General features: G+C 73.3%; 32 protein-coding genes. 19 read left to right on the plus strand and 13 right to left on the minus strand.

The genetic code is table 11. The features are described from left to right. The first annotated feature begins 7 nt into the window (after window positions 1-7). The gene (gene def / locus ABUL08_RS08300) at window positions 8-517 is read left to right on the plus strand and encodes a peptide deformylase (protein ID WP_350936128.1); all 510 of its coding nucleotides are present in this window, start codon (window positions 8-10) and stop codon (window positions 515-517) included. A gap of 10 nt (window positions 518-527) precedes the next feature. On the opposite strand, the gene ABUL08_RS08305 is transcribed toward def, so the two are convergent. Further along, window positions 528-1352 (minus strand): GNAT family N-acetyltransferase, encoded by an 825-nt coding sequence (locus ABUL08_RS08305; protein ID WP_350936129.1) that lies wholly within the window; start codon window positions 1350-1352, stop codon window positions 528-530. Then, entirely contained in the window at window positions 1307-1663 is a 357-nt protein-coding gene (locus ABUL08_RS08310) for a winged helix-turn-helix transcriptional regulator (protein WP_350936130.1), read from the minus strand. Before ABUL08_RS08310 ends, ABUL08_RS08305 begins: the two co-directional genes overlap by 46 nt. Before the next feature lie 93 nt (window positions 1664-1756). Between ABUL08_RS08310 and ABUL08_RS08315 the strand changes: the two genes are divergently transcribed. Further along, complete coding sequence (locus ABUL08_RS08315) at window positions 1757-2356, plus strand: malonic semialdehyde reductase (protein ID WP_350936132.1); 600 nt, start codon at window positions 1757-1759, stop codon at window positions 2354-2356. A gap of 13 nt (window positions 2357-2369) precedes the next feature. Here the strand turns inward: ABUL08_RS08315 and ABUL08_RS08320 are convergent, their stop codons facing one another. Next, entirely contained in the window at window positions 2370-3128 is a 759-nt protein-coding gene (locus ABUL08_RS08320; RefSeq protein WP_350936134.1) for a sulfite exporter TauE/SafE family protein, read from the minus strand. 199 nt (window positions 3129-3327) lie between these two features. On the opposite strand from ABUL08_RS08320, the gene ABUL08_RS08325 reads away from it, so the two are divergent. Then, window positions 3328-4107: an endonuclease/exonuclease/phosphatase family protein gene (locus ABUL08_RS08325; RefSeq protein WP_350936136.1), complete on the plus strand. Its 780-nt coding sequence runs from the start codon at window positions 3328-3330 to the stop codon at window positions 4105-4107. Between the two features lie 8 nt (window positions 4108-4115). Here the strand turns inward: ABUL08_RS08325 and ABUL08_RS08330 are convergent, their stop codons facing one another. Further along, window positions 4116-5132 (minus strand): tyrosine-type recombinase/integrase, encoded by a 1017-nt coding sequence (locus tag ABUL08_RS08330; protein ID WP_350936139.1) that lies wholly within the window; start codon window positions 5130-5132, stop codon window positions 4116-4118. Between the two features lie 69 nt (window positions 5133-5201). Here ABUL08_RS08330 and ABUL08_RS08335 point away from each other — a divergent pair, with 69 nt between their 5' ends. From ABUL08_RS08335 to ABUL08_RS08350, 4 genes are all read left to right on the plus strand, one after another. Continuing rightward, entirely contained in the window at window positions 5202-5783 is a 582-nt protein-coding gene (locus ABUL08_RS08335; RefSeq protein ID WP_350936141.1) for an AAA family ATPase, read from the plus strand. 358 nt (window positions 5784-6141) lie between these two features. Beyond that, window positions 6142-6609, plus strand: coding sequence for an SRPBCC domain-containing protein (locus tag ABUL08_RS08340; protein ID WP_350936143.1), 468 nt, complete (start codon window positions 6142-6144; stop codon window positions 6607-6609). Next, a complete protein-coding gene (locus tag ABUL08_RS08345; RefSeq protein WP_350936145.1) occupies window positions 6606-6959 on the plus strand; it encodes an ArsR/SmtB family transcription factor in 354 nt (117 codons plus the stop codon). The genes ABUL08_RS08340 and ABUL08_RS08345 overlap by 4 nt, the downstream gene beginning before the upstream one ends. 15 nt (window positions 6960-6974) lie before the next feature. Next, window positions 6975-7418, plus strand: coding sequence for an SRPBCC family protein (locus ABUL08_RS08350; RefSeq protein ID WP_350936147.1), 444 nt, complete (start codon window positions 6975-6977; stop codon window positions 7416-7418). A 45-nt stretch (window positions 7419-7463) separates the two neighbouring features. On the opposite strand, the gene ABUL08_RS08355 is transcribed toward ABUL08_RS08350, so the two are convergent. Next, the gene (locus ABUL08_RS08355; RefSeq protein ID WP_350936149.1) at window positions 7464-8192 is read right to left on the minus strand and encodes an SDR family oxidoreductase; all 729 of its coding nucleotides are present in this window, start codon (window positions 8190-8192) and stop codon (window positions 7464-7466) included. Between the two features lie 76 nt (window positions 8193-8268). Here ABUL08_RS08355 and ABUL08_RS08360 point away from each other — a divergent pair, with 76 nt between their 5' ends. The 3 genes from ABUL08_RS08360 (at window position 8269) to ABUL08_RS08370 (ending at window position 10371) form a co-directional block, all read left to right on the plus strand. Beyond that, complete coding sequence (locus tag ABUL08_RS08360; RefSeq protein WP_350936151.1) at window positions 8269-9108, plus strand: patatin-like phospholipase family protein; 840 nt, start codon at window positions 8269-8271, stop codon at window positions 9106-9108. Window positions 9109-9167: 59 nt separating this feature from the next. Next, window positions 9168-9626: a peroxiredoxin gene (locus ABUL08_RS08365; RefSeq protein WP_350936153.1), complete on the plus strand. Its 459-nt coding sequence runs from the start codon at window positions 9168-9170 to the stop codon at window positions 9624-9626. A 67-nt stretch (window positions 9627-9693) separates the two neighbouring features. Next, complete coding sequence (locus tag ABUL08_RS08370; protein ID WP_350936155.1) at window positions 9694-10371, plus strand: hypothetical protein; 678 nt, start codon at window positions 9694-9696, stop codon at window positions 10369-10371. 157 nt (window positions 10372-10528) lie between these two features. Here ABUL08_RS08370 and cydB read toward each other — a convergent pair whose 3' ends face one another. Together cydB and ABUL08_RS08380 are read right to left on the minus strand one after the other, a co-directional pair. After that, window positions 10529-11527 carry a cytochrome d ubiquinol oxidase subunit II gene (gene cydB / locus ABUL08_RS08375; protein WP_350936157.1) on the minus strand — a complete coding sequence of 333 codons (999 nt, stop codon included), beginning with the start codon at window positions 11525-11527 and terminating at the stop codon, window positions 10529-10531. A gap of 15 nt (window positions 11528-11542) precedes the next feature. Next, the gene (locus tag ABUL08_RS08380; RefSeq protein ID WP_350938553.1) at window positions 11543-12955 is read right to left on the minus strand and encodes a cytochrome ubiquinol oxidase subunit I; all 1413 of its coding nucleotides are present in this window, start codon (window positions 12953-12955) and stop codon (window positions 11543-11545) included. A 178-nt stretch (window positions 12956-13133) separates the two neighbouring features. Here ABUL08_RS08380 and ABUL08_RS08385 point away from each other — a divergent pair, with 178 nt between their 5' ends. Continuing rightward, complete coding sequence (locus ABUL08_RS08385) at window positions 13134-13904, plus strand: lysophospholipid acyltransferase family protein (RefSeq protein WP_350936159.1); 771 nt, start codon at window positions 13134-13136, stop codon at window positions 13902-13904. A gap of 73 nt (window positions 13905-13977) precedes the next feature. Continuing rightward, on the plus strand, window positions 13978-14820 hold the full coding sequence (locus ABUL08_RS08390; RefSeq protein WP_350936160.1) for an SDR family NAD(P)-dependent oxidoreductase: 843 nt from the start codon (window positions 13978-13980) through the stop codon (window positions 14818-14820). Window positions 14821-14824: 4 nt separating this feature from the next. On the opposite strand, the gene ABUL08_RS08395 is transcribed toward ABUL08_RS08390, so the two are convergent. Both ABUL08_RS08395 and ABUL08_RS08400 read right to left on the minus strand, forming a co-directional pair. Continuing rightward, entirely contained in the window at window positions 14825-15214 is a 390-nt protein-coding gene (locus ABUL08_RS08395; protein ID WP_350936162.1) for a DUF4180 domain-containing protein, read from the minus strand. After that, window positions 15207-15656 carry a helix-turn-helix domain-containing protein gene (locus ABUL08_RS08400; RefSeq protein WP_350936164.1) on the minus strand — a complete coding sequence of 150 codons (450 nt, stop codon included), beginning with the start codon at window positions 15654-15656 and terminating at the stop codon, window positions 15207-15209. The genes ABUL08_RS08395 and ABUL08_RS08400 overlap by 8 nt, the downstream gene beginning before the upstream one ends. 105 nt (window positions 15657-15761) lie before the next feature. Here ABUL08_RS08400 and ABUL08_RS08405 point away from each other — a divergent pair, with 105 nt between their 5' ends. From ABUL08_RS08405 to ABUL08_RS08415, 3 genes are read left to right on the plus strand one after another with little or no spacing between them, the layout of a single operon-like run. After that, window positions 15762-16529 (plus strand): glycerophosphodiester phosphodiesterase family protein, encoded by a 768-nt coding sequence (locus ABUL08_RS08405; RefSeq protein ID WP_350936166.1) that lies wholly within the window; start codon window positions 15762-15764, stop codon window positions 16527-16529. A 15-nt stretch (window positions 16530-16544) separates the two neighbouring features. Then, window positions 16545-17936: an MFS transporter gene (locus ABUL08_RS08410; RefSeq protein WP_350936168.1), complete on the plus strand. Its 1392-nt coding sequence runs from the start codon at window positions 16545-16547 to the stop codon at window positions 17934-17936. Between the two features lie 55 nt (window positions 17937-17991). After that, window positions 17992-18711: a thymidine kinase gene (locus ABUL08_RS08415; protein WP_377522630.1), complete on the plus strand. Its 720-nt coding sequence runs from the start codon at window positions 17992-17994 to the stop codon at window positions 18709-18711. Window positions 18712-18714: 3 nt separating this feature from the next. Here ABUL08_RS08415 and ABUL08_RS08420 read toward each other — a convergent pair whose 3' ends face one another. Further along, window positions 18715-19173 carry an Rv0361 family membrane protein gene (locus tag ABUL08_RS08420; protein WP_350936169.1) on the minus strand — a complete coding sequence of 153 codons (459 nt, stop codon included), beginning with the start codon at window positions 19171-19173 and terminating at the stop codon, window positions 18715-18717. Between the two features lie 108 nt (window positions 19174-19281). Here ABUL08_RS08420 and ABUL08_RS08425 point away from each other — a divergent pair, with 108 nt between their 5' ends. After that, a complete protein-coding gene (locus ABUL08_RS08425) occupies window positions 19282-20988 on the plus strand; it encodes an acyl-CoA dehydrogenase family protein (protein WP_350936170.1) in 1707 nt (568 codons plus the stop codon). A 54-nt stretch (window positions 20989-21042) separates the two neighbouring features. After that, window positions 21043-21414, plus strand: coding sequence for a VOC family protein (locus ABUL08_RS08430; protein ID WP_350936172.1), 372 nt, complete (start codon window positions 21043-21045; stop codon window positions 21412-21414). A 114-nt stretch (window positions 21415-21528) separates the two neighbouring features. Here ABUL08_RS08430 and ABUL08_RS08435 read toward each other — a convergent pair whose 3' ends face one another. Together ABUL08_RS08435 and ABUL08_RS08440 are read right to left on the minus strand one after the other, a co-directional pair. Further along, window positions 21529-21984, minus strand: a complete 456-nt coding sequence (locus ABUL08_RS08435) for a Rossmann-fold NAD(P)-binding domain-containing protein (protein WP_350936173.1) — start codon at window positions 21982-21984, stop codon at window positions 21529-21531. A gap of 3 nt (window positions 21985-21987) precedes the next feature. Continuing rightward, complete coding sequence (locus ABUL08_RS08440) at window positions 21988-22356, minus strand: SDR family oxidoreductase (RefSeq protein WP_350936175.1); 369 nt, start codon at window positions 22354-22356, stop codon at window positions 21988-21990. 97 nt (window positions 22357-22453) lie between these two features. On the opposite strand from ABUL08_RS08440, the gene ABUL08_RS08445 reads away from it, so the two are divergent. Beyond that, on the plus strand, window positions 22454-22849 hold the full coding sequence (locus tag ABUL08_RS08445) for a winged helix-turn-helix transcriptional regulator (RefSeq protein WP_350936176.1): 396 nt from the start codon (window positions 22454-22456) through the stop codon (window positions 22847-22849). A gap of 13 nt (window positions 22850-22862) precedes the next feature. Here the strand turns inward: ABUL08_RS08445 and ABUL08_RS08450 are convergent, their stop codons facing one another. Further along, complete coding sequence (locus tag ABUL08_RS08450) at window positions 22863-23708, minus strand: LLM class flavin-dependent oxidoreductase (protein ID WP_350936179.1); 846 nt, start codon at window positions 23706-23708, stop codon at window positions 22863-22865. 104 nt (window positions 23709-23812) lie between these two features. Between ABUL08_RS08450 and ABUL08_RS08455 the strand changes: the two genes are divergently transcribed. Then, window positions 23813-24973, plus strand: a complete 1161-nt coding sequence (locus tag ABUL08_RS08455; protein WP_350936181.1) for a M20/M25/M40 family metallo-hydrolase — start codon at window positions 23813-23815, stop codon at window positions 24971-24973. Window positions 24974-25013 lie beyond the last annotated feature (40 nt).

The raw sequence follows: 25013 nt of genomic DNA on the forward strand, positions 1-25013 counted from the left end.
TTCCGACATGACCATGCGCCCCATCCGGATCATCGGCGACCCCGTGCTGCGCAGCCCGTGCGACCCGGTGACCAGCTTCGACGCCGACCTGCGGGCCCTGGTCGCCGACCTGATGGACACCCTGCTCGGCGCACCCGGCCGGGCCGGCGTGGCCGCCCCCCAGATCGGCGTCAGCGCCCAGGTGTTCGTCTACGACGCCGACGGCCACCGCGGCCACCTGGTCAACCCCACCCTGGAACTGTCCGAGGAACTCCAGGACGACGACGAGGGCTGCCTGTCCATCCCCGGGCTCTATTTCCCGACCCCACGGGCCATGCACGCCACCGCCCGCGGGTTCGACCAGCACGGCCAGCCGCTGACCATCTCCGGCAGCGGCTTCCTGGCCCGCGCCCTCCAGCACGAGACCGACCACCTGCACGGCCGCCTCTACGTCGACACCCTGCGCGGCGACACCCGCCGCAAGGCGCTGCGGGAGATCCGCGCCGGCCGGTTCGACTCACCCAGCCGGCAACGCTGACCGCACGCCCTCACCGCCGGAACTCGAGCCCGCACTCCACGAAATCCGCGACCCGGGTGAACCCGAGCCGCTCGTACAGCCGCACCGCGGCCAGATTGTCCGCCCGCACGTTCAGCGTGACGTGGTCGACGGTGTCACGCAGCCGGACACAGAGCGCCGCCACCGCCGCGCCCGCCAGGCCCCGCCCACGCATCCGGGGATGGGTGGTGACGTTGCCGAGCGCGGCGACCCGCCAGGTCGGCGACCACACGTGCACCCCGGCCACCGCCACCAGCTCGTCGCCGTCACGAACACCCACGTACTGACCGGTGTCCAGCATCCGCGGGTCGAACCAGTTGCCGGGATACGCGACCGCGTAGAGGTCCAGCAGAGCGGGCAGGTCCGCGCCGTCCAGCACCTGCCCGGCCGGGGCCACCGCGGTCAGCCGCGCCGGATCGGTCAACGCCATCCGGTGATGCTCGGCCGCCGCCGTCACGTCGAACCGCTCGGTCAACGCCGCCGACAGGCCGGGGGACAGGTGCGCCCACAGCCGCGCCGGCAACACCGGCGCCAGCTCCACCAGCAGCGCCGCCAGCTCCCCGGCGTCCCCGGGCGCCGCGAACGCCAGCAACGTCGGCAGCTCCACCCCGTGGTACAGCAGCGCCACCTGGTCACCCCGCCGGAACCACGACGTGTACGGCCAGAAGAAGTCGTCCAGATCACCGAGCTGGTAGGCGTGCAGCACCGGATCCCGCGCCAGCAGGGCGGCCAGGACGGCACGGTCGTGCTCGGCGCGGACCGGCATCGCGGTCAGCAGCCGGCCTGCGGCGCCGCGGGCAGGTTCTCGTGCGCCCACCGACCCAGGGCGTCCAACGCCGGCAGCAGCGCCGCCCCGCGCTCGGTGAGCTGATAGGTCACCCCCAGCGGAGGACCCTCCCGCACCGTCCGGGACACCAGCCCCACCCGGCACAACTCACCCAGCCGGTCCGACAACACGGACTCACTGATCCCCGGCAGCGCCCGGGTCAGCTCGGCGAACCCCGCCGGACCGTGGGCGAGGGTGCCCAGCAGCACACCGTTCCACCGCTTCCCGAGGAACGCGAAGGCCCGGGCGAGACCCCCGTCGCACGCCCGCGGCGCGCCACCCGCTTCCGGCCTGACCGTCATGTTCCCAGGATACGGGGCCCACCGACAGACATAGGCGCTAGGAAAAAGCTAGCTGCTACCGTTGCCGCAGGACCCCCTAGCGAAGGAACCCCGATGAGCGAGCACCTCACCCTCCACCCCGACGCCCAGGCACAACTGTTCACCGACGCCCGCACCGCCAACACCTTCACCGACGAACCCGTCACCGACGAACAACTCCGCGCCATCTACGACCTCGCCAAGTACCCACCCACCGCCGCCAACACCCAGCCCCTGCGGGTCCTCTACATCCGCGACGGCGAACCCCGCGAACGCCTCCTCAGCCACATGGCCGAAGGCAACCGCGCCAAGACCGCCGCCGCCCCCGTCGTCGCCGTCCTCGCCGCCGACACCGACTTCCACGAGCACATCCCCACCGTCTTCCCGATCCGCCCCCAGATGCGCGACGGCCTCGCCGCCGACCCCCAGGGCCGCGAACAGATGGCCCGCTTCAACGCCACCCTGCAGATCGGCTACTGGCTGCTCGCCGTCCGCGCCGCCGGCCTCGCCGCCGGACCCATGGCCGGCTTCGACAACCAGGGCGTCGACAAGGACTTCTTCGCCGACAACGCCTGGAAGTCCCTGCTCGTGGTCAACCTCGGCAAGCCCGGCCCCGACGCCTGGTTCCCCCGGCTGCCCCGCCTCGACTACGACGACGTCGTCCGCCACGCCTGACCCGACGGGCCACTCAACCGGCCAACCACTGGTCATGACCCAGCTTGGCCACCAACGCCACCACCACCACCAGCAACACCACCCGCACGAAGCCGGAGCCGCGCCGCAACGCCATCCGCGCCCCCAGCGCGGCTCCGGCCACGTTGCACACCGCCATCCCCGCACCCAGCAACCACCACACGTGCCCCGTCGCGCCGAACACCACCAACGCACCCAGATTCGTACCGGCGTTCACCACCTTCGCCATCGCCGACCCGTGCACGAAATCCGCCCCCACCAACGCGGTGAACGCCAACACCAGGAACGTCCCCGTCCCCGGCCCGATCAACCCGTCGTACAGGGCGATCCCCAACCCGGCCACCGCCACCGCCACGACCACCCGCCCCCGGGTCCGCCGCGCCGGCTGCGCCACCACCCCCAACCGCGGCCGGCACAACACGAACACCGCCACCGAGACCAACACCACCAACACCACCGGCCGGTACGCCCCCGCCGGCACCGCCCCCGCCAACGCCGCACCCAACCCCGCCGTCACCACCGCCAGACCCGCCGACGGCCCCGCCACCGCCCAGTCCACCTTCGTCCGCCGCGCATACGTCACCGCCGCCGTCGACGTATCGAAGATCGCCGCCAACTTGTTCGTGCCCAACGCCGTCGCCACCGGCAACCCCGGCGCCGCCACCAACAAGGCCGGCAACAACAACAGACCCCCTCCACCCACCACCGCGTCCACCCACCCCGCCATGGCGGCAGCGGTCAGCAGAGTGGTCAACGACAAGGGGTCCACGGGCGGCAATTCTTCCCACCACCCACACCCCGCGAAGACCCTCTGTGGCCAGCCTCACCCCGTCAGAGACCCCGCCGCCGCCGCAACCACAACCCCACCCACGCCACCGCCACGAACACCAGCACCGAACACACCAACGCCTTCACCATCCGGCAACCCTGCCACAGCGACGTAGGGTGAGCAGGTGCGCCTGGCCACCTTCAACCTGCTGCACGGACGATCCCTCACCGACGGACTCGTCGACCCCGACCGGCTCACCGCCGCCGTCACCGCCCTCGACGCCGACGTCCTCGCCCTCCAGGAAGTCGACCGCGACCAGACCCGCAGCGGCAACCTCGACCTCACCGCCATCGCCGCCCGCGCCCTCGACGCCCCCGAACACCGCTTCGCCGCCGCCGTCGTCGGCACCCCCGGCGAACAGTTCCGCCCCCTCACCCACGACGACGACGGCCACGGCGAACCCCTCTACGGCGTCGGCCTCATCAGCCGCCACCCCGTACGCACCTGGCAGGTCACCCGACTACGCCCCGCCCCCGTCCGCTCACCCATCTACGTCCCCGGACCCGGCGGCGGCCTCATCCTCCTACGCGACGAACCCCGCGTCGTCCTCGCCGCCGTCCTCGACACCCCCCACGGCCCCCTCACCGTCGCCGCCACCCACCTGTCCTTCGTCCCCGGCTGGAACATCCTGCAACTGCGCCGCGTCGTCCGCGCCCTGCGCGCCCTGCCCGCACCCCGGATCCTCCTCGGCGACCTCAACCTCCCCGCCGGCCCCGCCGCCCTGCTCACCCGCTGGCACCCCCTCGGCCGCCGCCCCACCTACCCGGCCGGACAACCCCGCGTGCAGCTCGACCACATCCTCGCCGACCGCCACGGCCTCGACCGGCTCCCACCCGTCACCGCCGTCGACACCCCACTGTCGGCCATCTCCGACCACCGACCCCTCGTCGTCGACCTCGGCTAGAACCACCGTCACCGGCCACCGTCCGCCGCCCCGCGCCCCTCCACCAGACCCGCCAACGCCCGATTCGTGCGGTTCGCCGCCACCGCCGCCCGCTGCTGACCCGCCGTCACCTCGATGTACGTCTGCGACGACGCCAACGACGCATGCCCCAGCAACCGCATGATCTCCGCCGCGCTCGCCCCGTCCTCCGCCAACCGGGTCGCGAAGGTGTGCCGCAACGCGTGCAACCGCGCCCCCCGCGGCACCCGGTCACCGATGCCCGCCCGCCGGTAACACGACTCCACCAGGTACTGCAGGCCACCCCGGCGCAACGGCTCACCCCGCCGGTCCACCAGCAGCGGCGAGTCCGGCCGCACACTGCGCGCCCCGAACCGACGCCCACGACTGTCCAGATAGTCCGCCAGCACCCGGTCCACCCCGGCCTCGATCGGCACGCTGCGGGGTCGCCCACCCTTGCCCCAGACGTCGACCCGCCGCTCGCCGTCCCGGCCGGCCAGCGACGACACCCGCAACGCCAGCAGCTCCGACAGGCGCAACCCGGCGCAGAGCGCCAGCGCCAGCACCGCCAGGTCCCGCTCCGGCCACGGGTCGCGCTGCCGGCCGTCGTCGCGGGCCACCGCCGCGAGCAGCTCCTCGGGGGTGTCCTCGCCGCGCAGGGGCTTGGGCTGGGGGAGCGGCGTGCGGGGACGCCCCACCGCCGGCATCGGGTTGCCCGGCACGACCCCCTCGGCGACCAGGAACGTGAAGAAGCTGTTCCAGGTGGACCAGGCGCGGTGTACGGAGGCGGCGGCGCGGGGAGTGGCGAACCGGGCGAACGCCGACCGCATGACCCGGGGGGAGAGGGCGGTGACCGGCACCTCGTCCAGCGGCAGGGGAGGGGTGGCGTCCTCCGCGACGAGTCGCGCGACGGCGAGCAGGTCCCGCCGGTAGGCGGCCAGGGTGTGGGGGGAGGGCTTGCGGGTGGTCCGGGCGGTCAGGAACTCCTCGATCAGCGCTGCAAGCGATTCGCCCGTTTTGTCATGCATAAGGGATATTATGCATGATTCTCACGTCCGGGCAACGGTGGGGAAGGGGAGCGGCATACCGTGCGAGGCATGCCGACACGGCGGTACGTGCTGACCGGAGCGCCCGGGGCGGGCAAGACGACGATCCTGGAGCACCTGCGGCTGCGCGGACGGCACGTCGTCCCGGAGGCCGCCACGGACGTGATCGCCGCGCAGCAGGCCGCCGGCTGCGACGAACCCTGGCGCCGCGACGACTTCCTCGATCTGGTCGTCGCCGAGCAGGCCCGCCGCCAGCGAACGCAACCACCCGGCGGCATCCAGGTGTACGACCGCTCGCCGCTGTGCACCCTGGCGCTGGCCCGTTACCAGGGCCGCCCGGTGAGCCCGGCGCTGGCGGCGGAGGTGGAGCGGATCCGCGGCGACGGCGTCTACCAGCGACGGGTGTTCCTGGTCCAGTCGCTGGGTTTCGTCACGCGTACGGCGGCGCGGCGGATCAGCCTGGCCGAGTCCCTGGTCTTCGCCGCGCTGCACGAGCAGGTCTATTCGGAGTACGGCCACGAACTCGTCGTCGTACCGCCTGGAACGGCAGCCGAGCGGGCCGACCTGATCGAGGAGCACCTGCGCCGCTGGTCGACCCCGGGAGAGGCCCCCGATCAGCTTTACTTGACATAATGTGCATTATCGAATCAGTGCCTTGGGCCGGGGGGCTGCTGGGAGGCTCGCTTCACGGCCCATGCCGGTGCCGAGGGTGCGACGGATCGCGCCACTGTGCCGCACGCTCGTGCCGCCGGGCAGGCGGCACGGTCCCTGCGGTGCTTCCGTCCGCGCGGGTTGGCCCGCCGCCCTTCCGGCACCGTCGATCTCCAGCCAGCTCCGTGGTCGCTACCGGTCTGACGACGTGAAGGAACCGGACGGCTCGGCTCCCCTCGAGAGGCCGCGCTCCCGACCCAAACGCAACGATCGGTTGCGCGCGTCGCGGCCGGTCCGCTAGCGTGACTCGCAACCGATGGTTGCGAAAGGTGGCGAGGGCATGGAGTACGGCACGATCGAGCGGGAGATCCACATCGACGCCTCACCCGAGGTCGTCTTCGACGTGGTGAGCAGCCCGGAGCACCTGCGTCAGTGGTGGCCGGACGAGGCGGACTACCCCGCCGAGCCGGGCGGTGCGGGGCGGATCGGGTTCGGGGACTGCGCGCAGGGCGGCACGTGGGTGCAGTTCACAGTGGTGGACGCGGTTCCCCCGCGGCTCTTCTCGTTCCGCTGGACCCACGACGAGGGGGTGACCGCCGGGCCGGGCAACTCGCTGCTGGTCGTCTTCGAGCTCCAGCCGGCCGGGACGGGGACGCTGCTGCGGATGACCGAGAGCGGTTTCCGCGAGCGCGGCTGGGACGAGGCGAAGGTCGCCGCCGAGTACGCCGAGCACGGCACCGGCTGGGACTACTTCCTCCCCCGGCTGCCGGTGTACGCGGCGAAGGTCGCGGCGGGCGCGTCGGCGTGACGGTGGTGGACGACGACCTCTGGTCGGCGATCGGCGATCCGACCCGGCGTCGGATGCTCGACCTGCTGCTGAGCGACGGCAGCGGCACGGCGACCAGTCTGAGCGAACGGTTGCCGGTGACCCGTCAGGCGGTGGCGAAGCATCTCGTCGTGCTCGACCGGGTGGGGCTGGTGCGCGCCTCCACCAGCGGCCGGGAGCGGCACTTCCGGGTCGACGAGGCGCAGTTGGCCCGCGCCGTCGCGCAGCTGGCCGACGTGGGCGCGGCGTGGGACGCCCGGTTGCGGCGGATCCGGCGGATCGCCGAGTCGATCGAGCGGGGCCGGGACGCCGGGACCGGGAAGCAGCGGTAGGAGGAGGTTCGGGAGATGGCAGACATCCTGCATCGCGTCGGTGTGGAGCATTCCTCGCCGGAGCGGGTGTACGCGGCGCTGACCACGGTGGACGGGTTGTCCGGGTGGTGGACGGAGCAGACGTCCGGGGTGGCCGAGGTGGGTGGCGTGCTGGAGTTCCGGTTCGCCGCGGGTGGGTTCGACATGAAGGTCGTGGAGCTCGTCGCGGGTCGGCGGGTGTGCTGGGAGGTGGTGGACGGTCCGCCGGAGTGGGTCGGCACCGTCGTGCGGTGGGAGCTGCGGCAGGAGGGTGACTTCACGATCGTGGTGTTCGCGCACGAGGGTTGGCGTGAGCCGGTGGAGTTCATGTACCACTGCAGCACGAAGTGGGCGGTCTTCCTGCTGAGTCTCAAGCGGTTCCTGGAGACGGGGGTGGGTGCTCCGGATCCGCGGGACGTGCGGATCAGCGACTGGCACTGACGGCGGCGCCGTCCTGCGCGTGACCCGGGCTCTCCCCCGTCGGGTTCAGAGGCCGCCGGCCACGCGCAGGACGGCGCCGGTGGTGTAGGAGGCGTCGGGGCTCAGCAGCCAGGCGACGGCGGCGGCGACCTCGTCGGGTTCGCCGGCGCGGCCGAGGGGGATGCGGGCGGCGGCGGTGTCGGCGCGGTCGGGGACGCCGGAGAGGGCGTGGATGTCGGTGCGGACGATGCCGGGGGCGACGGCGTTGACGCGGATGCCGTGCGGGGCGAGTTCCTTGGCGAGGCCGAGGGTGAGGGTGTCGGTGGCGGCCTTGACGGCGGCGTAGTGGATGTATTCGCCGGGGCTGCCGAGGGTGGCGGCGGCGGAGGAGATGTTGACGATGGCGCCGCCGTGGGTCATCCGGCGGGCGGCCTGTTGGGCGCAGAGGACGTACCCGATGAGGTTGACGTCGACGACCTGGCGCAGGTCGTCGGGGCGCAGGTCGGTGAAGGGGCCGATCGGGCTGGTGATGCCGGCGTTGTTGACCAGGCCGGTGAGGGGTCCGAGGTCGGCGGCGGCGTCGAAGAGGTGGTGGACCTGGTCGGGGTCGGTGGTGTCGGCGGGTACGGCGATCGCGGTGGTGCCGGTGGCGTGGAGGTCGGCGAGGACGGCGCGGGCGGCGGTGTGGTCGCGGCGGTAGCCGATGGCGAGGTGGTGGCCGGCGGCGGCGAGTCGGTGGGCGGTGGCGGCGCCGATGCCGCGGCTGCCGCCGGTGATGACGGTGACGTGGGTCAATGGCCTCTCCCCTGCCCCGGTGGTGCGGGTGACGTTACCGTGGCCGGCAGGATCCGGTGGTGAGAGGACGGTCGGGATGACGCGGGCGTTGGTGCTGGGTGGTGGCGGGGTGACCGGGGTGGCCTGGGAGTTGGGGCTGCTGGCGGGGTTGGCGCAGCGGGGGGTGGATCTGGTCGGGGCGGATCTGGTGGTGGGGACGTCGGCGGGTTCGGTGGTGGGTGCGCAGGTGTGTTCGGGGGTGCCGGTCCAGGAGTTGTACGCGGCGCAGCTGCGGCCGGCCGAGGGTGAGGTGGCGGCCCGGTTGGGGGCGGGGGTGCTGCTGCGGTGGGCGTGGGCGGGTGGGCGTAGCCGGGATGCGGTGCGGTCGCGGGCGCGGGTGGGGGCGATGGCGTGTGCGGCGCGGACGCCGTCGGAGGCGTCGCGGCGGGCGGTGATCGAGGGGCGGTTGCCGGTGCGGGAGTGGCCGGCGCGGCGGTTGCTGGTGACGGCGGTGGACGCGGCGTCGGGTGAGTTCGTGGTGTTCGACGCGGCGAGTGGGGTGTCGCTGGTGGATGCGGTGGGGGCGAGTTGCGCGGTGCCGGGGGTGTGGCCGCCGGTGACGATCGGGGATCGTCGGTTCGTCGACGGTGGGGTGCGCTCGGCGGTGAACGCGGATCTGGCCGAGGGTGCGGAGGCGGTGGTGGTGGTCGCGCCGGTGTCGTCGGCGTTCGGGCCGATGCCGCGGTTGGCGGCGCAGGTGGCGGCGTTGCGGCGGTCGGCGCGGGTGGTGGTGGTGACGCCGGATGCGGCGGCGCGGCGGGCGATCGGTCGTAACGTGTTGGATCCGGCGCGGCGGGCGGGTGCGGCGCGGGCGGGTCGGGCGCAGGCGGCGGCGGTGGCGGATTCGGTGGCGGCGGTGTGGGGGCCGGTCGGCTAGGTCTGGCGCGTCGGGTCGCTTAGGCTCCGCGCGTCGGCGTCGAGTGGTGGAGGTGCGCGGTGGGTGTGGGTGTCGGGGATGTGGTGGCGGATTTCGCGTTGCCGGACGAGACGGGGCGGGTGCGCCGGTTGTCGGAGTTCGTGGCGGCGGGGCCGGTGGTGGTGTTCTTCTATCCGGCGGCGTTGACGCGGGGGTGCACGGCGGAGAGTTGCCATTTCCGGGATCTGGCGGCGGAGTTCGCGGCGGTGGGTGCGCAGCGGGTGGGGATCAGTCGGGATCCGGTGGAGCGGCAGGCGGAGTTCTCGCGGCGGCACGGGTTCGACTATCCGTTGTTGTCGGATGTCGACGGTGCGGTGGCGGAGGCGTTCGGGGTGCGGCGGCGGTTGCCGTTGGGGGCGTTGAGCACGCGGCGGATGACGTTCGTGATCGGCGCGGATCGGCGGGTGTTGGCGGTGGTGCACAGCGAGTTGAGCATGAACGAGCATGCGGACGCGGCGTTGCGGGCGCTGGGGGGCTGATCTTCGGGGTGTCGTAGTCGGCTGGTATCAAGGCTCCAATCAGACAGGTGTACGGAAGAGGGCTGTGATGGCGGGCCAGGGTTTGTCCACTGACGAGGTGCAGGGTATTCGGGACGCGTTGGCTGCGGGCCGGAAGCCGAAGGTGGTGTTCACGGCGGCGGCGGGTCAGATGGCGGGGCAGGTCGGGCAGGTGGTGGAGCTGACCGATCCGGCGGTGTCGGACGAGTTCGTGGTGGTGCGGTTCGGTCGTGACGAGTTGCCCTTCTCCCCCGCCGACGTGGCGGTGGCGCCGCGGGGTGCGGGGCGGAAGGTGGTGGAGCCGAAGCCGGAGGTGGTGCCGGAGGCGCCGGTGGTGCCGGAGTTCGTGTTGGACACGCCGCCGGTGCCGGCGCCGCGTCGGGAGGAGCCGAAGGTGGAGCAGCAGGCGGAGTCGAGGCCGGCGCGGCGGGCGGTGAAGGCGGCGAAGCCGAAGTCTCCGGCGGGGCTGACGGTGACGTTGGCGTACGCGGAGGGTGAGTGGACGGTGGCGGCGCAGCAGGGGGCGAAGGCGCTGGCGAAGCCGTATGTGGTGAAGCCGGCGGAGGCGTTGCGGATGGTGGCGCTGGTGGATGTGCCGGGTGTGCAGGAGGCGGTGGAGCAGATCCTGGGCGCGGAGCGGGCGGAGGCGGAGCAGCAGGCGGAGAAGCTGCGCGCGGAGTTGGCGGAGATCGAGGCGCGGTTGGCGGAGTTGCGCGAGGCGCGGTGACGGGTGTCCCGTGCGGTGGTTCGGTCGGGTCGCCGCGCGGGGGTGGTGTCGCCGCTGGTGGGGTGGCGTCGGTCGGTGCCGGGCGGGGCCTGGACACCCCGCGGGGCCGGTGCGACCCCCTCGCACCGGCCCCGCGTTCCCCGCGCCCGCAGGCTCATCAGTGTTGCGGAATGTTCATTACCCCGATCCGCTTGCGGAACACCCAGTACGTCCAACCCTGATAGGCGAGCACGATCGGAGTGAAGACCACCGCCACCCAGGTCATGATCTTCAGGGTGTAGGGGGTGGAGGCGGCGTTGCTGGCGGTGAGGGTGCCGGCGGCGTCGAGGGTGGAGGGCAGCACGTTCGGGAAGAGCGCGGCGAAGAGGGTCGCCACGGCCAGGGCGATGGCCACGGCCGTGCCGGTGAACGCCCAGCCTTCGCGGCGTACCCGGGCGGCGGCGAGGCCACCGACGAGGGCGAGGGCCGCGCCGGCCGCGAGCACGACGGCGGCCGTGCTGGAGCGGATGGTCAGTGTCCAGGCCAGGAACGCCACCGCCACCACGGCGGTGCCGACGCCGAGGCGCACGGCGAGGGCGCCGGCCCGTTCCCGGATGTCGCCGGTGGTCTTGAGGGCGATGAACACCGCGCCGTGGGTGAGGAAGAGCGCGGCCGTGGTGAGGCCACCGAGCAGGGCGTACGGGTGGAGCAGGTCGATCAGGCCGCCGGCGTACTCGTGGTCGGCGGTGAGCGGGACGCCGCGCAGGATGTTGGCGAAGGCGACGCCCCAGAGGACGGCCGGTAGCAGCGAGCCGACGAAGATCGCGGTGTCCCAGCGGCGTTTCCAGGACGCCTCGGGGCGCTTGTGCCGGTATTCGAAGGCGACGCCGCGGGCGATGAGGGCGAGCAGGATCAGCAGCAGCGGCAGGTAGAAGCCGGAGAAGAGGGTGGCGTACCACTCGGGGAAGGCGGCGAACATGGCGCCGCCGGCGGTGATCAGCCAGACCTCGTTGCCGTCCCAGACGGGGCCGATGGTGTTGATCAGGACGCGGCGTTCCCGGTCGTCGCGGCCGAGCACGGGCAGCAGCATGCCGACGCCGAAGTCGAAGCCTTCGAGGATGAAGTAGCCGGTGAAGAGCACGGCCACGAGGAGAAACCAGACGGTGGTCAGTTCCACGATGGGCTCCGGGGATCAGTAGGCGAAGGCGAGCGGGCGCTCGGCGTCGTCGTGGTCGTCGTCGGTGGGCGCGGGGTCGAGGTCGGGGACGCCGGCCTTGGCGTAGCGGACCAGCAGTTTGAACTCGACCACGGCGAGGGCGGCGTAGATGAGGGTGAAGGCGGTGAACGAGGTGAGGACCTCGGTCAGCGACACCGAGCGGGACACGCCGTTGCGGGTGAGCATCTCGCCGAAGACGATCCACGGCTGGCGGCCCATCTCGGTGAAGATCCAGCCGAAGGAGTTGGCGAGCAGCGGCAGGGCCGGCAGGACCAGGCCGGCGCGCAGCAGCCACCTGCTGGTGGGGGTGCGGCCCTTGCGCTGGGTCCAGAGCACCAGCAGGGCGATCGCGGCGGCGGCCAACCCGAAGCCGATCATGAAGCGGAAGCTCCAGTAGGTGACCGGGATGATCGGGGTGTAGCTGCCGGCGCCGTACTGGCTGGCGTACTGGGCCTGCAGGTCGTTGATGCCCTGGACGGTGCCGTGTGGGTCGCCGGTGCCGAGGAACGACAGCAGGTACGGGATCTTGAGGGCGAAGACCTCGCGGCTGCCGTCGAGGCTGCCGACGGTGAGCACGGAGAACGAGGCGGGGCTCTCGGTGGTGTAGAGGCCCTCGGCGGCGGCCATCTTCATCGGCTGCACCTCGGTCATGATCTTGCCCTGGATGTCGCCGGTGAGCAGCACCAGCGCCGAGGAGACCAGCACCACCCAGGAGCCGAACTTCGTGGCGAAGCGGTAGGCGTCGGTGTCGGCGCTGTCGCGGTGGCGGATGACGTGGAAGAGGCCGACCGAGACGATCAGCGACCCGGCGACGAGGAACGCGCCGGCGAGGGTGTGCGGGAAGGTGACCAGGGCGACCTTGTTGGTGAGCACGGCCGGGAAGTCGGTGAGTTCCGCGCGCCCGCTGTCGGGGTTGATCCGGAAGCCGACCGGGTTCTGCATGAACGAGTTCGCGGCGAGGATGAAGTACGCCGACAGGTTGGTGCCGATGGCGGCGGCCCAGATGCTGGCCAGGTGGGCCCGCTTGGGCAGCCGGTCCCAGCCGAAGATCCACAGGCCGATGAAGGTGGATTCGAGGAAGAACGCGACCAGGGCCTCGATGGCCAGCGGGGCGCCGAAGATGTCGCCGACGAAGCGGGAGTAGTCGCTCCAGTTCATGCCGAACTGGAACTCCTGCACGATGCCGGTGACCACGCCCATCGCGAAGTTGATCAGGAAGAGCTTGCCGTAGAACTTGGTGAGCTTGAGGTACCGCTCGTTGCCGGTGCGGTGCCACAGCGTCTGGAGGATCGCCACCAGGATCGACAGGCCGATCGTCAGCGGTACGAAGAGAAAGTGGTAGACGGTGGTGACACCGAACTGCCAGCGGGCGACGTCCAACGCGTCCACCTGATTACCCCCAGCCATGCTTACTACGAGACGTAGTAAATACTACTGCTCGTCGTAGAGAAATCGGCAGGGCCGCAGGGCCCGACCCGACCCGGGACCAATGACCCTGATCACCTCGGCCACCCGACCCGGGATCGGGTCACCGGCTCACCCGCCCGCGTGCGACCATCCAGCGTTGATGGACACCCCGACCACCCCTTGGCGGGCGCCGCTGCTGTGGCGCGCCGCGCAGCTGCTGGCCCGCGCCGCCGTCGGCGCCCTCGGCCGCCTCGAGGTCACCGGCGACGTGCCGGCCGACCTGCGGCGCGGCCCGCTCGTGCTGGCCGCCAACCACATCAGCCCGTTCGACCCGGTGGTGCTCGCCGCCGCCTGCCGCGCCCGGGGCGTCGCCCCACGGATCATGGCCACCGGCGGCCTGTTCCGGACCCCGGTGCTCGGCGCGCTGATGCGCTGGGCCGGGCACATCCGCGTCGACCGCGGCACCACCTCCGTGCACCAGGCCCTCGACACCGCCGCCGCGGCGGTCGCCCGCGGGTCGGTGGTCCTGGTCTACCCGGAGGGCCGCATCGGACTCGCCCCCGGCATGTGGCCCGAACGCGGCAAGACCGGCGCCGCCCGGCTCGCCTTCGCCAGCGGCGCCCCGGTCATCCCCCTCGCCCAGTGGGGCTCCCACGAGGTGCTGCCCTACCGGGCGCCGGAGGGCATGCTGCGCGGCCTCGCCCGCGCGGTGCGGCGACGCCCGGTGATCCGCGTGCACTTCGGTCCCCCGGTGGCCCTGGGCGACGTGGGCTCCCCCGGCGCGGCCCGGCGGGCCACCGACCGGATCATCGACGCGATCACCGACTGCCTGGTGCCGCTGCGCCCCGACGAGCCGGACGGCCCCCGCCACGTCGACCCGGGCCGCCCGGTGGACGTCAGCCGGATCCACCGCCGACACCTGTCGGACTGACCCGATTTGCCTTCGCGTGCACTCGAAGGATGAGACTCTGCGAAGCATCCCCGACGAAGGCAGGCGAACCACCATGAGCGCACCGACCGTGCTGATCACCGGCACGTCCACCGGCATCGGCCTGGAGACCGCCGTGGGGGCGGCCCGCGCCGGCTGGCGGACCGTGGCCACCATGCGCGACGTGTCGCGCGCCGACGCGCTGCGCCGCGCCGCCGACGCCGCCGGGGTCGGCGACCTGCTCGACGTACGCCGGCTCGACGTCACCGACCAGGCGTCGGTCGCGGCGTGCGTCGCCGACGTGGTCGACGCGCACGGCCGGCTCGACGCGGTGGTCAACAACGCCGGCGCCGGGCACGTGGGCACCCTGGAACAGGAGACCGTCGACGACGTACGGGCCGTCATGGAGGTCAACTTCTTCGGGGTGCTGCACGTGAGCCGGGCCGCGCTGCCGCACCTGCGCGCCACCCGGGGCCGGCTGGTCACCGTCTCCAGCGTCGGCGGGGTGGTCGGGCAGCCGTTCAACGAGGCGTACTGCGCGGCGAAGTTCGCCGTCGAGGGGTTCATGGAGTCCCTCGCGCCCCTGGCCGCCACCGTCGGGGTCACCGTCACCGTGGTCGAGCCGGGCGCGGTGGCCAGCGAGTTCGTCACCAACGTCGGCATCGACCGGGACGCCGCGATCACCGCCGCCGGGCCGTACGGGCCGGCGCTGCGGGCGTACCTGGAGCGCAGCGCCGGGGCGTTCGCCGCCGCCCAGTCCCCGGCGGACGCCGCCGCGGCGGTGGTCGCCACCCTGACCGACCCCGATCCGGCGCCCCGGGTGCAGACCTCGACCACCGCCCGCCAGTTCGTCGGGATGAAACTCGGCGACCTCGACGGCCGGGCGGTCACCGCGACGACCGCCGGATGGCTGGCCTGACCGCTCAGCCGCCGGTCGACGCGCCCGATCGACCGGCCCGCAGCCGGGCGTCGAGCGCGTCGAGGTCCGGCACGAACCACACGTGGTCCGCGCGGTTCGACTCGTGCACCAGCGCGCGCAGGGCCGCGCTGGCCGCCAGGTGCCCGGCGATGTCCCCGACCACGACCAGCCGCAGCCGGTAGTTCACGAACTTCTGCATGACGTCCCCGGCGACGCGGCTGCCGAGGGCGAAGAAGTCCGCGCTCAGCCGGGTCGCCGGCACGGCCACCGCCTCGGCGCCGGCGAATGCGGCGCCGATCAGGTCGAGGGCGTCCTGCGCGGTGGCCACCGGCGGGCCGGCCGGGTCGCACACCAGCACCGGCACCCCGGCCCGGTCCTGCAGCACGTCAGGCATCGTCGGCCTCCCCCGTCACCAGGCCGTTGTCGCCGGCCAGCACCCCGTCGAGCAGGTGCAGCAGCTCGGCGGTGGCGGCCGGAGCGCCCAGGAGCACGATCCTCATCCGCTGCCGCTCCTCGTCGTAGACGGTCTGCACGCGCAGCCGGTCCCCGTCGCCGCCGGTGTTCGCGGCGGCCAGGACCAGGGTGGCGAGCCGGTCCGCGGCGGTCCGGTCGACGCCGTCGACGCCGACGATGCTCGACACCTCCACGGCCGGTCCGGGGACCCGGGCCGGTGTGGGGCGGCCGGTCAGCGCGTCGAGGTCGGCGCGGGCGATCCGGTACTGCTTGCCGATCCGCACCGCCCGCAGCCGGCCGGCGCGGATGTAGCCGCGCACCGTGCGCGGATGCAGTCCCAACCGGTCGGCGACCTGCTCCACGGAATACACATCGTTACTCATCGTGCGTCATCATAGGCACGACAGGGAACGATAGGGAAGGCGGTGTGGTGGTGTGGTCCCCGGCCGGTCACCCGTACGCCACGCGCGCCGGGCATACTGCCGCTCGTGCAGCCCCGCTTCGGCTACCTCGACGCCCCCGCGCCCCTCGCGTTCGCCCACCGGGGCGGCGCGGCCGACGGCGACGAGAACACCGCCGCCGCGTTCGCCCGGGCCATCGCCCTGGGCTACCGGTACGTCGAGACCGACGTGCACGCCACCGCCGACGGGGTGGCCGTGATCTTCCACGACGCCACCCTGCGCCGGGTCACCGGCGAGCCCGGGCGCATCGCCGACCTGCGCTGGAACGACCTGGCCTCGGTACGCGTCGGCGGCGCCGCCGTCGTCCCCCGCCTCGACGAGGTCCTCGGCGCCTGGCCCGAGGTCCGGTTCAACATCGACGTCAAGGCCGACAGCGGCGTCGTACCGACCGTCGACACCGTCACCCGGGTCGGGGCCGACGAACGGGTGCTGCTCGCCTCCTTCAGCGACGCCCGGCTGACCCGGCTGCGCGCCCTCGCCGGACCGAAGGTCGCCAGCAGCCTCGGCATGCGCGGCGTCGCCCGACTGCGGATGGCCTCCCTGCACGGCCGGCCGCTGCGGCTGCCGCCGTCCGTGGTCGCCGCCCAGGTCCCCGTCCGCTACGGGCGCATCCCCGTGGTCGACCGGCGGTTCCTGGCGTACTGCCACCGGATCGGGTTGCAGGTGCACGTCTGGACGATCGACGAACCTGCCGACATGCACGACTTACTTGATCTCGGTGTGGATGGCATCATGACCGATCACGTCGGCGTGCTGCGCGACGTCTACCGCAGCCGCGGCCACTGGGCCGCCTGAACCCCGAGGACCGGAATGGCCGAGACGGTCACCCCCGCCGTTGCCGACACCCCGCAGCCGGCGAGCACCCGCCGCGAGCGGCGCGGCTGGTACCTCTACGACTGGGCCAACTCGGCGTTCCAGACCACCGTCATCACGGTCTTCCTCGGCCCGTTCCTCACCACCGTCACCGAACTCGCCGCCGGGTGCACCCTCGGCGCGGACAACTGCGACGGGTACGTCCACCCGCTGGGCATCCGGGTCGCCGCCGGCTCCTACTACCCGTACCTGATCTCGCTGTCGGTCTTCCTGACCGTGTTCGTGCTGCCCGTGATCGGGGCGGTCGCCGACCGGTCGACGCACAAGAAGCGGCTGCTCGCCGCCGCCGCGTTCACCGGCGCCGGCGCCACCATCGCGTTCGCCTTCGTCACCGGCGAGCGCTACCTGCTCGGCGGGGCGCTGTTCCTGATCGCCAACATCTCCTTCGGCGCGGCGGTGGTCGTCTACAACTCGTTCCTGCCGCAACTGGCCGGCCCCGACGAACGCGACGCGGTCTCCAGCCGTGGCTGGGCCATCGGCTATCTCGGCGGGGGTCTGCTGCTCGCGCTGAACCTGGTCGCCGTGACGATGCTCAGCGAGGAGGGCAACCCGCAGCGCACCCTGGACCTGGCCCGCTGGTCGATCGTGTCGGCCGGGGTGTGGTGGGCGGCGTTCACCCTGCTGCCGCTGCGCTGGCTGCGCGAACACCCCACCGCCGAGGCGCTGCACGGCGGCGGCAACGTGCTCACCGACGGGTTCCGGCAGCTCGGCCGCACCCTGCGGGAGGTCAAGGCGTACCCGCTGACGCTGTTCTTCCTGCTCGCCTTCCTGGTCTACAACGACGGCATCCAGACCGTCATCACCCTGGCCAGCCAGTACGGCACCGAGGAGCTGCGGCTTCCGCAGAGCACCCTGATCGTGACGATCCTGCTGGTGCAGTTCCTCGCCTTCGGTGGCGCGCTGGCGCTCGGCGCGCTGGCCCGGCGGATCGGCGCGTGGAAGACGGTGCTGCTGTCCCTGGTGCTCTGGACCGGTGTGATCATCGCCGCGTTCCGGCTGCCCGCCGAGGCGCCGGTGCCGTTCATGATCCTCGGTGGGGCGATCGGCCTGGTGCTCGGCGGCAGCCAGGCCCTGAGCCGGTCGCTGTTCAGCCAGCTCATCCCCGCCGGCAAGGAGGGCGAGTACTACGGCTTCTACGAGATCAGCGACAAGGGCACCAGCTGGCTCGGGCCGCTCGCCTTCGGCCTGGTGTTCCAGCTCACCGCCTCCTACCGGGTGGGCCTGGTCTCCCTGCTGATCTTCTTCGTGATCGGGTTCGCGCTGCTGGCCGCCGTGCCGATGCGCCGGGCCATCGTCGCCGCCGGCAACACCCCGCCCCGGGTGCTGTAGCGGCGACCACGCACGGGCCGGATCCAACCCGGTCGATCGGCTAGGCTGCCCCGACGTGACCGACGACGCCGCTGCCGCCCCGATCTGTCTGGCCCGGCCCCTGCTGCCCGGCCCGGACGACACCCGCACCGGCTGCGCCGCCGCCCGTGGCCTCGACGGCCGGCCGCTGCACGCCGCCGCGCTGAAGTTCTTCTGGGGGCCGATGGACTGCGGCAAGTCCACGATGGCCCTGCAGATGAACTACAACCATGCCCGGCAGGGCCGCCGCGGGCTGGTCACCACCCGCATCGACCGGTCGCTGGGCCCGCAGGTCACCACCCGCATCGGCCTGGCCCACGCCGCGATCGAGGTCACCGACGGCCTCGACCTGCGCGACCTGGTCCGCGACGCGTGGGCCGACGGGGTACGCGTCGACTACCTGATCTGCGACGAGGCGTCCTTCTACGACCTGGAACACGTCGAGCAGATGGCCGAACTCGTCGACCACTACGACGTCGACGTCTACGCCTTCGGCCTGGCCACCGACTTCCGCTCCAGCCTCTTCCCCGCCGCGCAGCGGCTGTTCGAACTCGCCGACTCCGTGGCCCGCATCCAGGTCGAGGTGCTCTGCTGGTGCGGCCGGGAAGGGCTGCTCAACGCCCGGGTCGTCGACGGGCGGGTCGTCCGCGAGGGCGCGCAGGTCGTCATCGGCGACACCGTCGACACCGCCGACGTGCGCTACCAGGTGCTGTGCCGCCGGCACTACCGCGCCGGAGACCTCGGCCCGCGCGACTGACGCTCAGAACGGGTCACCGCAGACCCGCCACTCGCCGCGTTCCTGCACCACCGGCACCCTGCGCTGCTCGCCCGCCCCGCCGTCGCGGGTCACCCGCACCGTCACCGTGGCGCGCGGCCGGCCGCCCCGGGTCGCGATCGACACGTCGGTGATCTCATAGCCGCCGACCTGCGGCGGGGTGCGGACCCAACTGTCGAAGCCGACCGCGCTCCACCGGCTGCGGGTGTCCGCGCAGAGCCGCTCGTACGCCTTGTCGACCTCGCCGGTGGAGACCTCGCGGAAGAACCCGTCGGCGGTCTCCCGCACCGGGCCGCTGGCCTGCCACACCACCTGCACGTTCCACAACGCCAGGCCCGCCACCCCGACCAGGCACACCCCCAGCCCGAGACCACCGAGGAGCAGGCCGGTACGCACCGGCCGGCCCCGCCGGGCGGGTCTGCTCCACGACTGACCGCTGCCCATCACCTCCGACGGTAGAGAACCGGCCCCGGCCGCGCAGGAACTTCCGGCCCTGTCGCCGTCGGTGTCCGATCGTCTACGGTCGGCGGCAGACCCGCGAAGGAGCGACGGATGACCCGATACGTGCAGCCGGTGCCCGGCCCCGACGACCCGTACACCGGTGACGCGCTGCTGCGGTCGTGGCTGGAACGGCAGCTCGGCCCCGCCGGGCACGCCGCGGCGAAGGGCCGGCTGGCCGACCTGGCCGCCGAGGTGGTCGGGCCGCTGCGCGCCGCGCACGCCGACGCCGAGGCCCACCCGCCCACCCTGGTCCGCTACGACCCGTGGGGCGCCCGCGTCGACCGGGTCGTCACCTCCGCCGGCTGGCAGGCCCAGCGGGCCGCCGCCGCCCGGCACGCCGTGGTCGCGCTGCCCTGGCAGCCCGACGCGCGCGGCACCTGGGGAGCCGCGACCCGGGTCGTGCAGCACGCCCTGCTGCACCTGTACGCCCCGGAGTCGGCGACCTTCTCCTGCCCGGTCGCGATGGCCGACGGCGCCGCCGCGCTGCTCAGCCTCCCCGACGTCGACCCCGGGATCCGCGACGCGTGGCTGCCCCGGCTGATCTCCACCGACCCGGACACCGCGATCGTCAGCGGGCAGTGGATGACCGAGTCGCAGGGCGGCTCCGACCTGTCCCGTTCCAGCACCATCGGTCGGCCCGCCGCCGACGGCTCGTGGCGGCTGACCGGGGAGAAGTGGTTCTGCTCGGCGGCCGACGCGCCGATGGCGGTGGCCCTGGCCCGGCCCGAGGGCGCCGGGCGGGGCAGCCGGGTGCTCGCGCCGTTCCTGGTGCCCCGGTACGCCGCCGACTCGCCCCTGACCGGGGTGAGCGTGGCACCGGACGCCCCCGCGCCGGGGGTGACCGTGCACCGGCTCAAGGACAAGCTCGGCACCTGGGCGCTGCCCACCGCCGAGATCGGGCTGCGTGACGCGTACGCGTTGCCGCTCGGGGACCCGGCGGTGCCGGGGCTGGTGCGGGCGATGACCCTGGTCGTGGTGACCCGGGTGCACAACGCCTCCGCCGCCGCGTCCGGCATGCGTCGGGGGCTGGCGTACGCGGTGGCGTACGCGCAGGCCCGGCAGGTCGCGGGCGGCCCGCTCGCCGACTCGCCCCTGCACCGCGGCACCCTCGGCACCCTGGCCGTCGACGCGGCCGGCGCGTTCGTGCTCGCCGGGCACGCCTTCGCGCTGCTCGGCCGGGTGGAGGTCGGCGCCGACCCGGAGGCGGCAGCCGAGCTGCGGGTGGTCGCGCCGCTGGCGAAGCTCGCCACCGGCCGGCTCGCCGTCGCCTCGGCCAGCGAGTACGTGGAGTCCTTCGGCGGCGCCGGCTACGTCGAGGACACCGGCGTGCCCCGGCTGCTGCGCGACGCCCAGGTGCTGCCGATCTGGGAGGGCACCACGAATGTGCTCGCCCTGGACGTGCTGCGCGCCGTCACCCGGGAGGACGCCGGCGTGCCGCTGCTGCGCCGGCTGGCCGCCGCCGTGGACCTGGCCCGCCCGCTGTCGCCCACCCTCGCCGACACCCTCGCCGCGGTCACCGCCGAGCTGCGCGACACGCTGACCACGGTGGCCGCCGACCCGGCCGCAGTGGAGGTGGTGGCGGGCGCGCGGGGACTCGCCCTGCGGCTGGCGTACGCGCTGACCACCGCGCTGCTGGTGGAACACGCGGCGTGGGGCGACGAGCAGGCCGAGGTGGCCGCCCGGCTGTGGGCGCGGCGCCGGCTGCGGCACGAGGACATCGCCGCCGACGCCCACCGGCACCTGGAGCTGCTCTGCTGAAATTCCCGGCGTACCTGTCAGAGGGTGTCAGGATCCGCCGACAGGATGACCGGCATGACAGTCACCGCCGACCTCGCGATGGTCAACCTCGACAGCTCCGACCCGGTCGCCCACGCCGCGTTCTACGCGCGCGTGCTGGGCTGGGAGATCACCCACAGCCAGGCCGAGTACGCCATGATCAGCAAGGACGGGACCTCGATCGGTTTCGGTCTGGTCCCCGGATACACGCCGCCGGCCTGGCCGGACGAGACCGCCGGCAAGCGCTACCACCTCGACCTGTACGTCGACGACCTCGCCCTGGCCGAGAAGGAGTTCGTGGCCGCCGGGGCGACGAAGCCGGACGTGCAGCCCGGCGGCGAGCGGTGGGTGGTGCTGACCGACCCGATCGGCCAGCCGTTCTGCATCTGCCCCCGCCCGCAGGGCTGACGACACACCCGGCGCGTCGGGCGGGAGTGAACCCCGCCCGACGCGCCGGGCCGGTCCTCGCCCGACGCGCCCGCCCGGCTCGTCCGTCGGCGTGGGCGTGGGCGTGGGCGTGGGTCAGCGGAAGGCGGCGGCGTGGCGCGCGGCCCAGTCGGCGAAGCCGCCGGGGGCGCGGCCGAGGAGCCGCGGCACGTCGGGGCTCACCCGCTGCTCCCGTTCCGACGGCGTGCCGAGGATGCCCAACGTCGCCTCCACCACCGGCTCGGGCATGAACCGCAGCAGCTGCGCCCGCGCCTCCCCGGCGGCCTGCTCGACGAAGCGCACCGGCTCACCGAGCGCCTCCCCGATCGCCGCGGCCTGCTGCCGCGGGGTGAGCGCCGCCGGGCCGGTCAGCTCGTACGTGGCGCCGCCGTGGCCGTCGCGGGTCAACGCGAGGGCCGCCACCGCCGCGATGTCCGCCGGGTCGACCGTCGGCAACGCGACGTCACCGAACGGGGCCCGCACCAGACGCTGCCGGCGGACGGTCTCCGACCACAGCAGGGCGTTGGAGTGGAAGCCGGCCGGCCGCAGCATCGTTTACTCCAGCCCCGACGCCCGCACCGCCTGCTCCAGCTGCGGCGGGTGGCGGCGGGTCGCGACGCCCTGCGACGACAGGAACACCACCCGCCGTACGCCGGCGTCCCGCGCCACGTCGAGGATGGCGGCCGGGTCGGCGCCGGCCGCCAGCAGGTCGCCGGAGAGCAGCAGGAACAACGCCTGCGCCCCGTCGTACGCCGCCTTCAGGCCGGCCGGGTCGGTCAGGTCGGCGTCGACGGCGCGCACCCCGGCGGGCAGCTCCGTTGCCGACGCCCGGCGGGACACCGCCGTCACCTGCTCACCGGCCGCCGCCAGGGCCCGCACCAGCGGCCGCCCCACGTTTCCCGTCGCTCCCGTGACCACGATCATGATCGCTCCCTCGTGCTGTGCTCTGTGGACACCTCAGGACGCTAATCGCCTGCGTATAGTAGGTACCTAGAGGAAAGTGACGGCACGGGAGGCGATTGTGACCACCACCACGCAACCGCGGGCGGAAGCCGACCCGACGCAGGCCTGCCCGATCGCCCCGGTGGTCGACATCGTCTTCAGCCGCTGGACCACCCCGATCCTCTGGGCCCTGCACCAGCACGGTCGGCAGCGCTTCGTCGAGCTGGAACGTCGGCTGGTCACCATCACCCCGAAGGTGCTCACCCAGCGGCTGCGGCAACTCGAACGCGACGGCCTCGTCGTGCGCACCTATCACGCCGAGGTCCCGCCCCGGGTGGAATACGAGATCAGCGACCTCGGGCTCAGCCTCGCCCCGCTCTTCGCCACGCTGGCGCAGTGGGCCGGCAGCAACCTGGACCGGGTCGACCAGGCCCGGCGGGACTACGACGCCCGACCCGGCACCCGCCGACCCTGAGATCGGCGCGGCCTCAGCGCAACGGGCCACGGGCGACCGCCGCCCGCATGCTGGCCGGGTCGCCCGCCTTGACGAACTCCAGCCACCACGTCGCCCCCGCCGCCGCCAACTCCCCCACGTACGCCCGCTCGGCGCGCTCGTCCGCCCGGCGTCGGCGGCCACCGATCGCCACGTCGAACGGCTCCCCGTCGGCCCGCGTCGCCGGCAGCGCCGCCACCAGGTCGTGCACCTCGTCCGGGGTGAAGTCCGACCACCCGCCGGTGTCGGTCAGCTTGTAGGGCACGATCCCGTCGGCGCGGGCCGCGCGCCGCCGCACCGCCCCGGCCTGGGTGCTGCCGCCCACCCAGACCGGCACCCGGGGCGTCTGCACCGGCGCCGGTCGCAGGGCCACCCCGTCGGCCCGGTAGTGGACGCCCTCGTGCGTGACCCGACCACCGCCGAGCAGCCCGACCAGCAGGTCGAGACCCTCGTCGAGCATGGCCGCCCGAGTCCTCAGGTCGGTCTGCTCACCGAACGCCGCGACGCCCCGGTCACCCGGGTCACCGACACCGACCGCGACCGTGGCCCGGCCGGCGGAGAGGTGGTCCAGGGTGAGGACCTCCCGGGCCAGTTTCGCCGGCCGCCGCCGCGGCAGGGACGTCACCGTCGTGCCCAACCGGACGTGCCCGGTACGGCCCGCGATCGCGGCGAGCAGCAGCCACGGGTCGTACGTGGGGGGATCGTCGCCGTCGTAGTGGATCAGATAGTCCTCGAGGAACACCCCGTCCCAGCCGGCCCGCTCGGCCAGCTCTCCCAACTCGACCAGCAGGGACGCCGTCACCGACGGGCCACCGCAGCAGATCTCCAGTCCGTGTCGCATCCCGCGACCCTAGGACCGGGGTGGGACACCCCGAGCCGCTTGCCGACACCGAATGAGCACGATCGGACACGGTCGGTGGCGATCGCCGGTGACACGATCGGCTCATGGCGGACGTGACGGACATGCTGCAAGGAGCACAGGTCAGGGCGACGTCGATGGTCGACCGGCTCGCGGAGCTGGTGACCTGCGAGTCGCCGCCGGGCGCGGTGGACCGGCTGTCGGCCTGCGCCGACCTGCTCGAGAGCTGGGGCAGCGCGGTGCTGGGCCGACCCGCGCAGCGGGTACGGGTCGACGGTCTGCCGCACCTGCTCTGGCCGGCGGCCGAGCAGCGGGTGCTGCTGCTCGGGCACTTCGACACGGTGTGGCCGGCGGGCACGGTCCACCAGTGGCCGTTCTCCGTACGCGGCACGCTGGCCACCGGTCCCGGGGTGTGCGACATGAAGGCCGGCATCGTGCAGATGCTCACCGCGCTGTCGCTGCTGCCCGACACCTCGCCGGTCGGGTTGCTGCTGACCTGCGACGAGGAGAGCGGATCGCCCGCCTCCCGGGCGCTCATCGAACGACAGGCCGCCCGGTCCGGGGCGGTGCTCGTCGGTGAACCGTCCACCGAGACCGGTGAGCTGAAGGTGGCCCGCAAGGGCGGGTCGGCGTACCGGCTGACGGTGTGGGGACGGGCCGCGCACGCCGGGGTGGAGCCGCACCGGGGCGTCAACGCGGGCGTGGAGGTGGCCCACCACGTCCTGGCGGTGCAGCGGTTCGCCGCCGGGGAGACGACGGTGACCCCGACCGCGCTCTCCGCCGGCGCGATGTCGAACGTCGTACCGGAGTCGGCGGTCCTCGCGGTCGACGTGCGGGCATGGACGCGGGAGGAACTGCACCGCGTCGACGACCTGGTCCGCGCCCTGCGACCCCACCTGCCCGGCGCCCGGCTGAGCATCGACGGCGGGATCAACCGGTATCCGCTGCACGAGGAGGTGTCCGCGCCGCTGCTGCACCTGGCGCAGGACGCCGCCGCGCGGCTGGGGCTGCCGCCCGTCGCCGGGGCGTACGCGGCGGGAGCGTCGGACGCGAACTTCACCGGCGCGCTCGGCGTGCCCACCCTGGACGGTCTCGGCGGGGTGGGCGGCCTGCCGCACGCGCGCGGCGAGTGGGTCGATCTGTCCCGGATGCCCGAACGGACGGCGTTGCTGGCGGCGATGATCGCGCAGGTGCTGACCGACGGGGTGCCCACACCGGCGAACGCACGGTCAACCGGAGCTGACTGAGGGTGTTTTCGGAGTCCCGTCGCCGATACCCTGTCGCGGG

Origin of the sequence: Micromonospora sp. CCTCC AA 2012012, from assembly GCF_040499845.1 — a bacterium.
GTDB classification, from domain to species: domain Bacteria; phylum Actinomycetota; class Actinomycetes; order Mycobacteriales; family Micromonosporaceae; genus Micromonospora; species Micromonospora mangrovi.

What these genes read in the sequence shown, in the direction of transcription:
- ABUL08_RS08420 (WP_350936169.1), bottom strand. Translation starts at nt 19,173, where the DNA reads ATGGGCAGCGGTCAGTCGTGGAGCAGACCCGCCCGGCGGGGCCGGCCG.
- ABUL08_RS08360 (WP_350936151.1), top strand. Translation starts at nt 8,269, where the DNA reads ATGACGCGGGCGTTGGTGCTGGGTGGTGGCGGGGTGACCGGGGTGGCC.
- ABUL08_RS08455 (WP_350936181.1), top strand. Translation starts at nt 23,813, where the DNA reads ATGGCGGACGTGACGGACATGCTGCAAGGAGCACAGGTCAGGGCGACG.
- ABUL08_RS08450 (WP_350936179.1), bottom strand. Translation starts at nt 23,708, where the DNA reads ATGCGACACGGACTGGAGATCTGCTGCGGTGGCCCGTCGGTGACGGCG.
- ABUL08_RS08315 (WP_350936132.1), top strand. Translation starts at nt 1,757, where the DNA reads ATGAGCGAGCACCTCACCCTCCACCCCGACGCCCAGGCACAACTGTTC.
- ABUL08_RS08425 (WP_350936170.1), top strand. Translation starts at nt 19,282, where the DNA reads ATGACCCGATACGTGCAGCCGGTGCCCGGCCCCGACGACCCGTACACC.
- ABUL08_RS08430 (WP_350936172.1), top strand. Translation starts at nt 21,043, where the DNA reads ATGACAGTCACCGCCGACCTCGCGATGGTCAACCTCGACAGCTCCGAC.
- ABUL08_RS08340 (WP_350936143.1), top strand. Translation starts at nt 6,142, where the DNA reads ATGGAGTACGGCACGATCGAGCGGGAGATCCACATCGACGCCTCACCC.
- def (WP_350936128.1), top strand. Translation starts at nt 8, where the DNA reads ATGACCATGCGCCCCATCCGGATCATCGGCGACCCCGTGCTGCGCAGC.
- ABUL08_RS08440 (WP_350936175.1), bottom strand. Translation starts at nt 22,356, where the DNA reads ATGATCGTGGTCACGGGAGCGACGGGAAACGTGGGGCGGCCGCTGGTG.
- ABUL08_RS08335 (WP_350936141.1), top strand. Translation starts at nt 5,202, where the DNA reads ATGCCGACACGGCGGTACGTGCTGACCGGAGCGCCCGGGGCGGGCAAG.
- ABUL08_RS08390 (WP_350936160.1), top strand. Translation starts at nt 13,978, where the DNA reads ATGAGCGCACCGACCGTGCTGATCACCGGCACGTCCACCGGCATCGGC.
- ABUL08_RS08330 (WP_350936139.1), bottom strand. Translation starts at nt 5,132, where the DNA reads ATGCATGACAAAACGGGCGAATCGCTTGCAGCGCTGATCGAGGAGTTC.
- ABUL08_RS08370 (WP_350936155.1), top strand. Translation starts at nt 9,694, where the DNA reads ATGGCGGGCCAGGGTTTGTCCACTGACGAGGTGCAGGGTATTCGGGAC.
- ABUL08_RS08435 (WP_350936173.1), bottom strand. Translation starts at nt 21,984, where the DNA reads ATGCTGCGGCCGGCCGGCTTCCACTCCAACGCCCTGCTGTGGTCGGAG.
- ABUL08_RS08310 (WP_350936130.1), bottom strand. Translation starts at nt 1,663, where the DNA reads ATGACGGTCAGGCCGGAAGCGGGTGGCGCGCCGCGGGCGTGCGACGGG.
- ABUL08_RS08400 (WP_350936164.1), bottom strand. Translation starts at nt 15,656, where the DNA reads ATGAGTAACGATGTGTATTCCGTGGAGCAGGTCGCCGACCGGTTGGGA.
- ABUL08_RS08385 (WP_350936159.1), top strand. Translation starts at nt 13,134, where the DNA reads ATGGACACCCCGACCACCCCTTGGCGGGCGCCGCTGCTGTGGCGCGCC.
- ABUL08_RS08395 (WP_350936162.1), bottom strand. Translation starts at nt 15,214, where the DNA reads ATGCCTGACGTGCTGCAGGACCGGGCCGGGGTGCCGGTGCTGGTGTGC.
- ABUL08_RS08410 (WP_350936168.1), top strand. Translation starts at nt 16,545, where the DNA reads ATGGCCGAGACGGTCACCCCCGCCGTTGCCGACACCCCGCAGCCGGCG.
- ABUL08_RS08350 (WP_350936147.1), top strand. Translation starts at nt 6,975, where the DNA reads ATGGCAGACATCCTGCATCGCGTCGGTGTGGAGCATTCCTCGCCGGAG.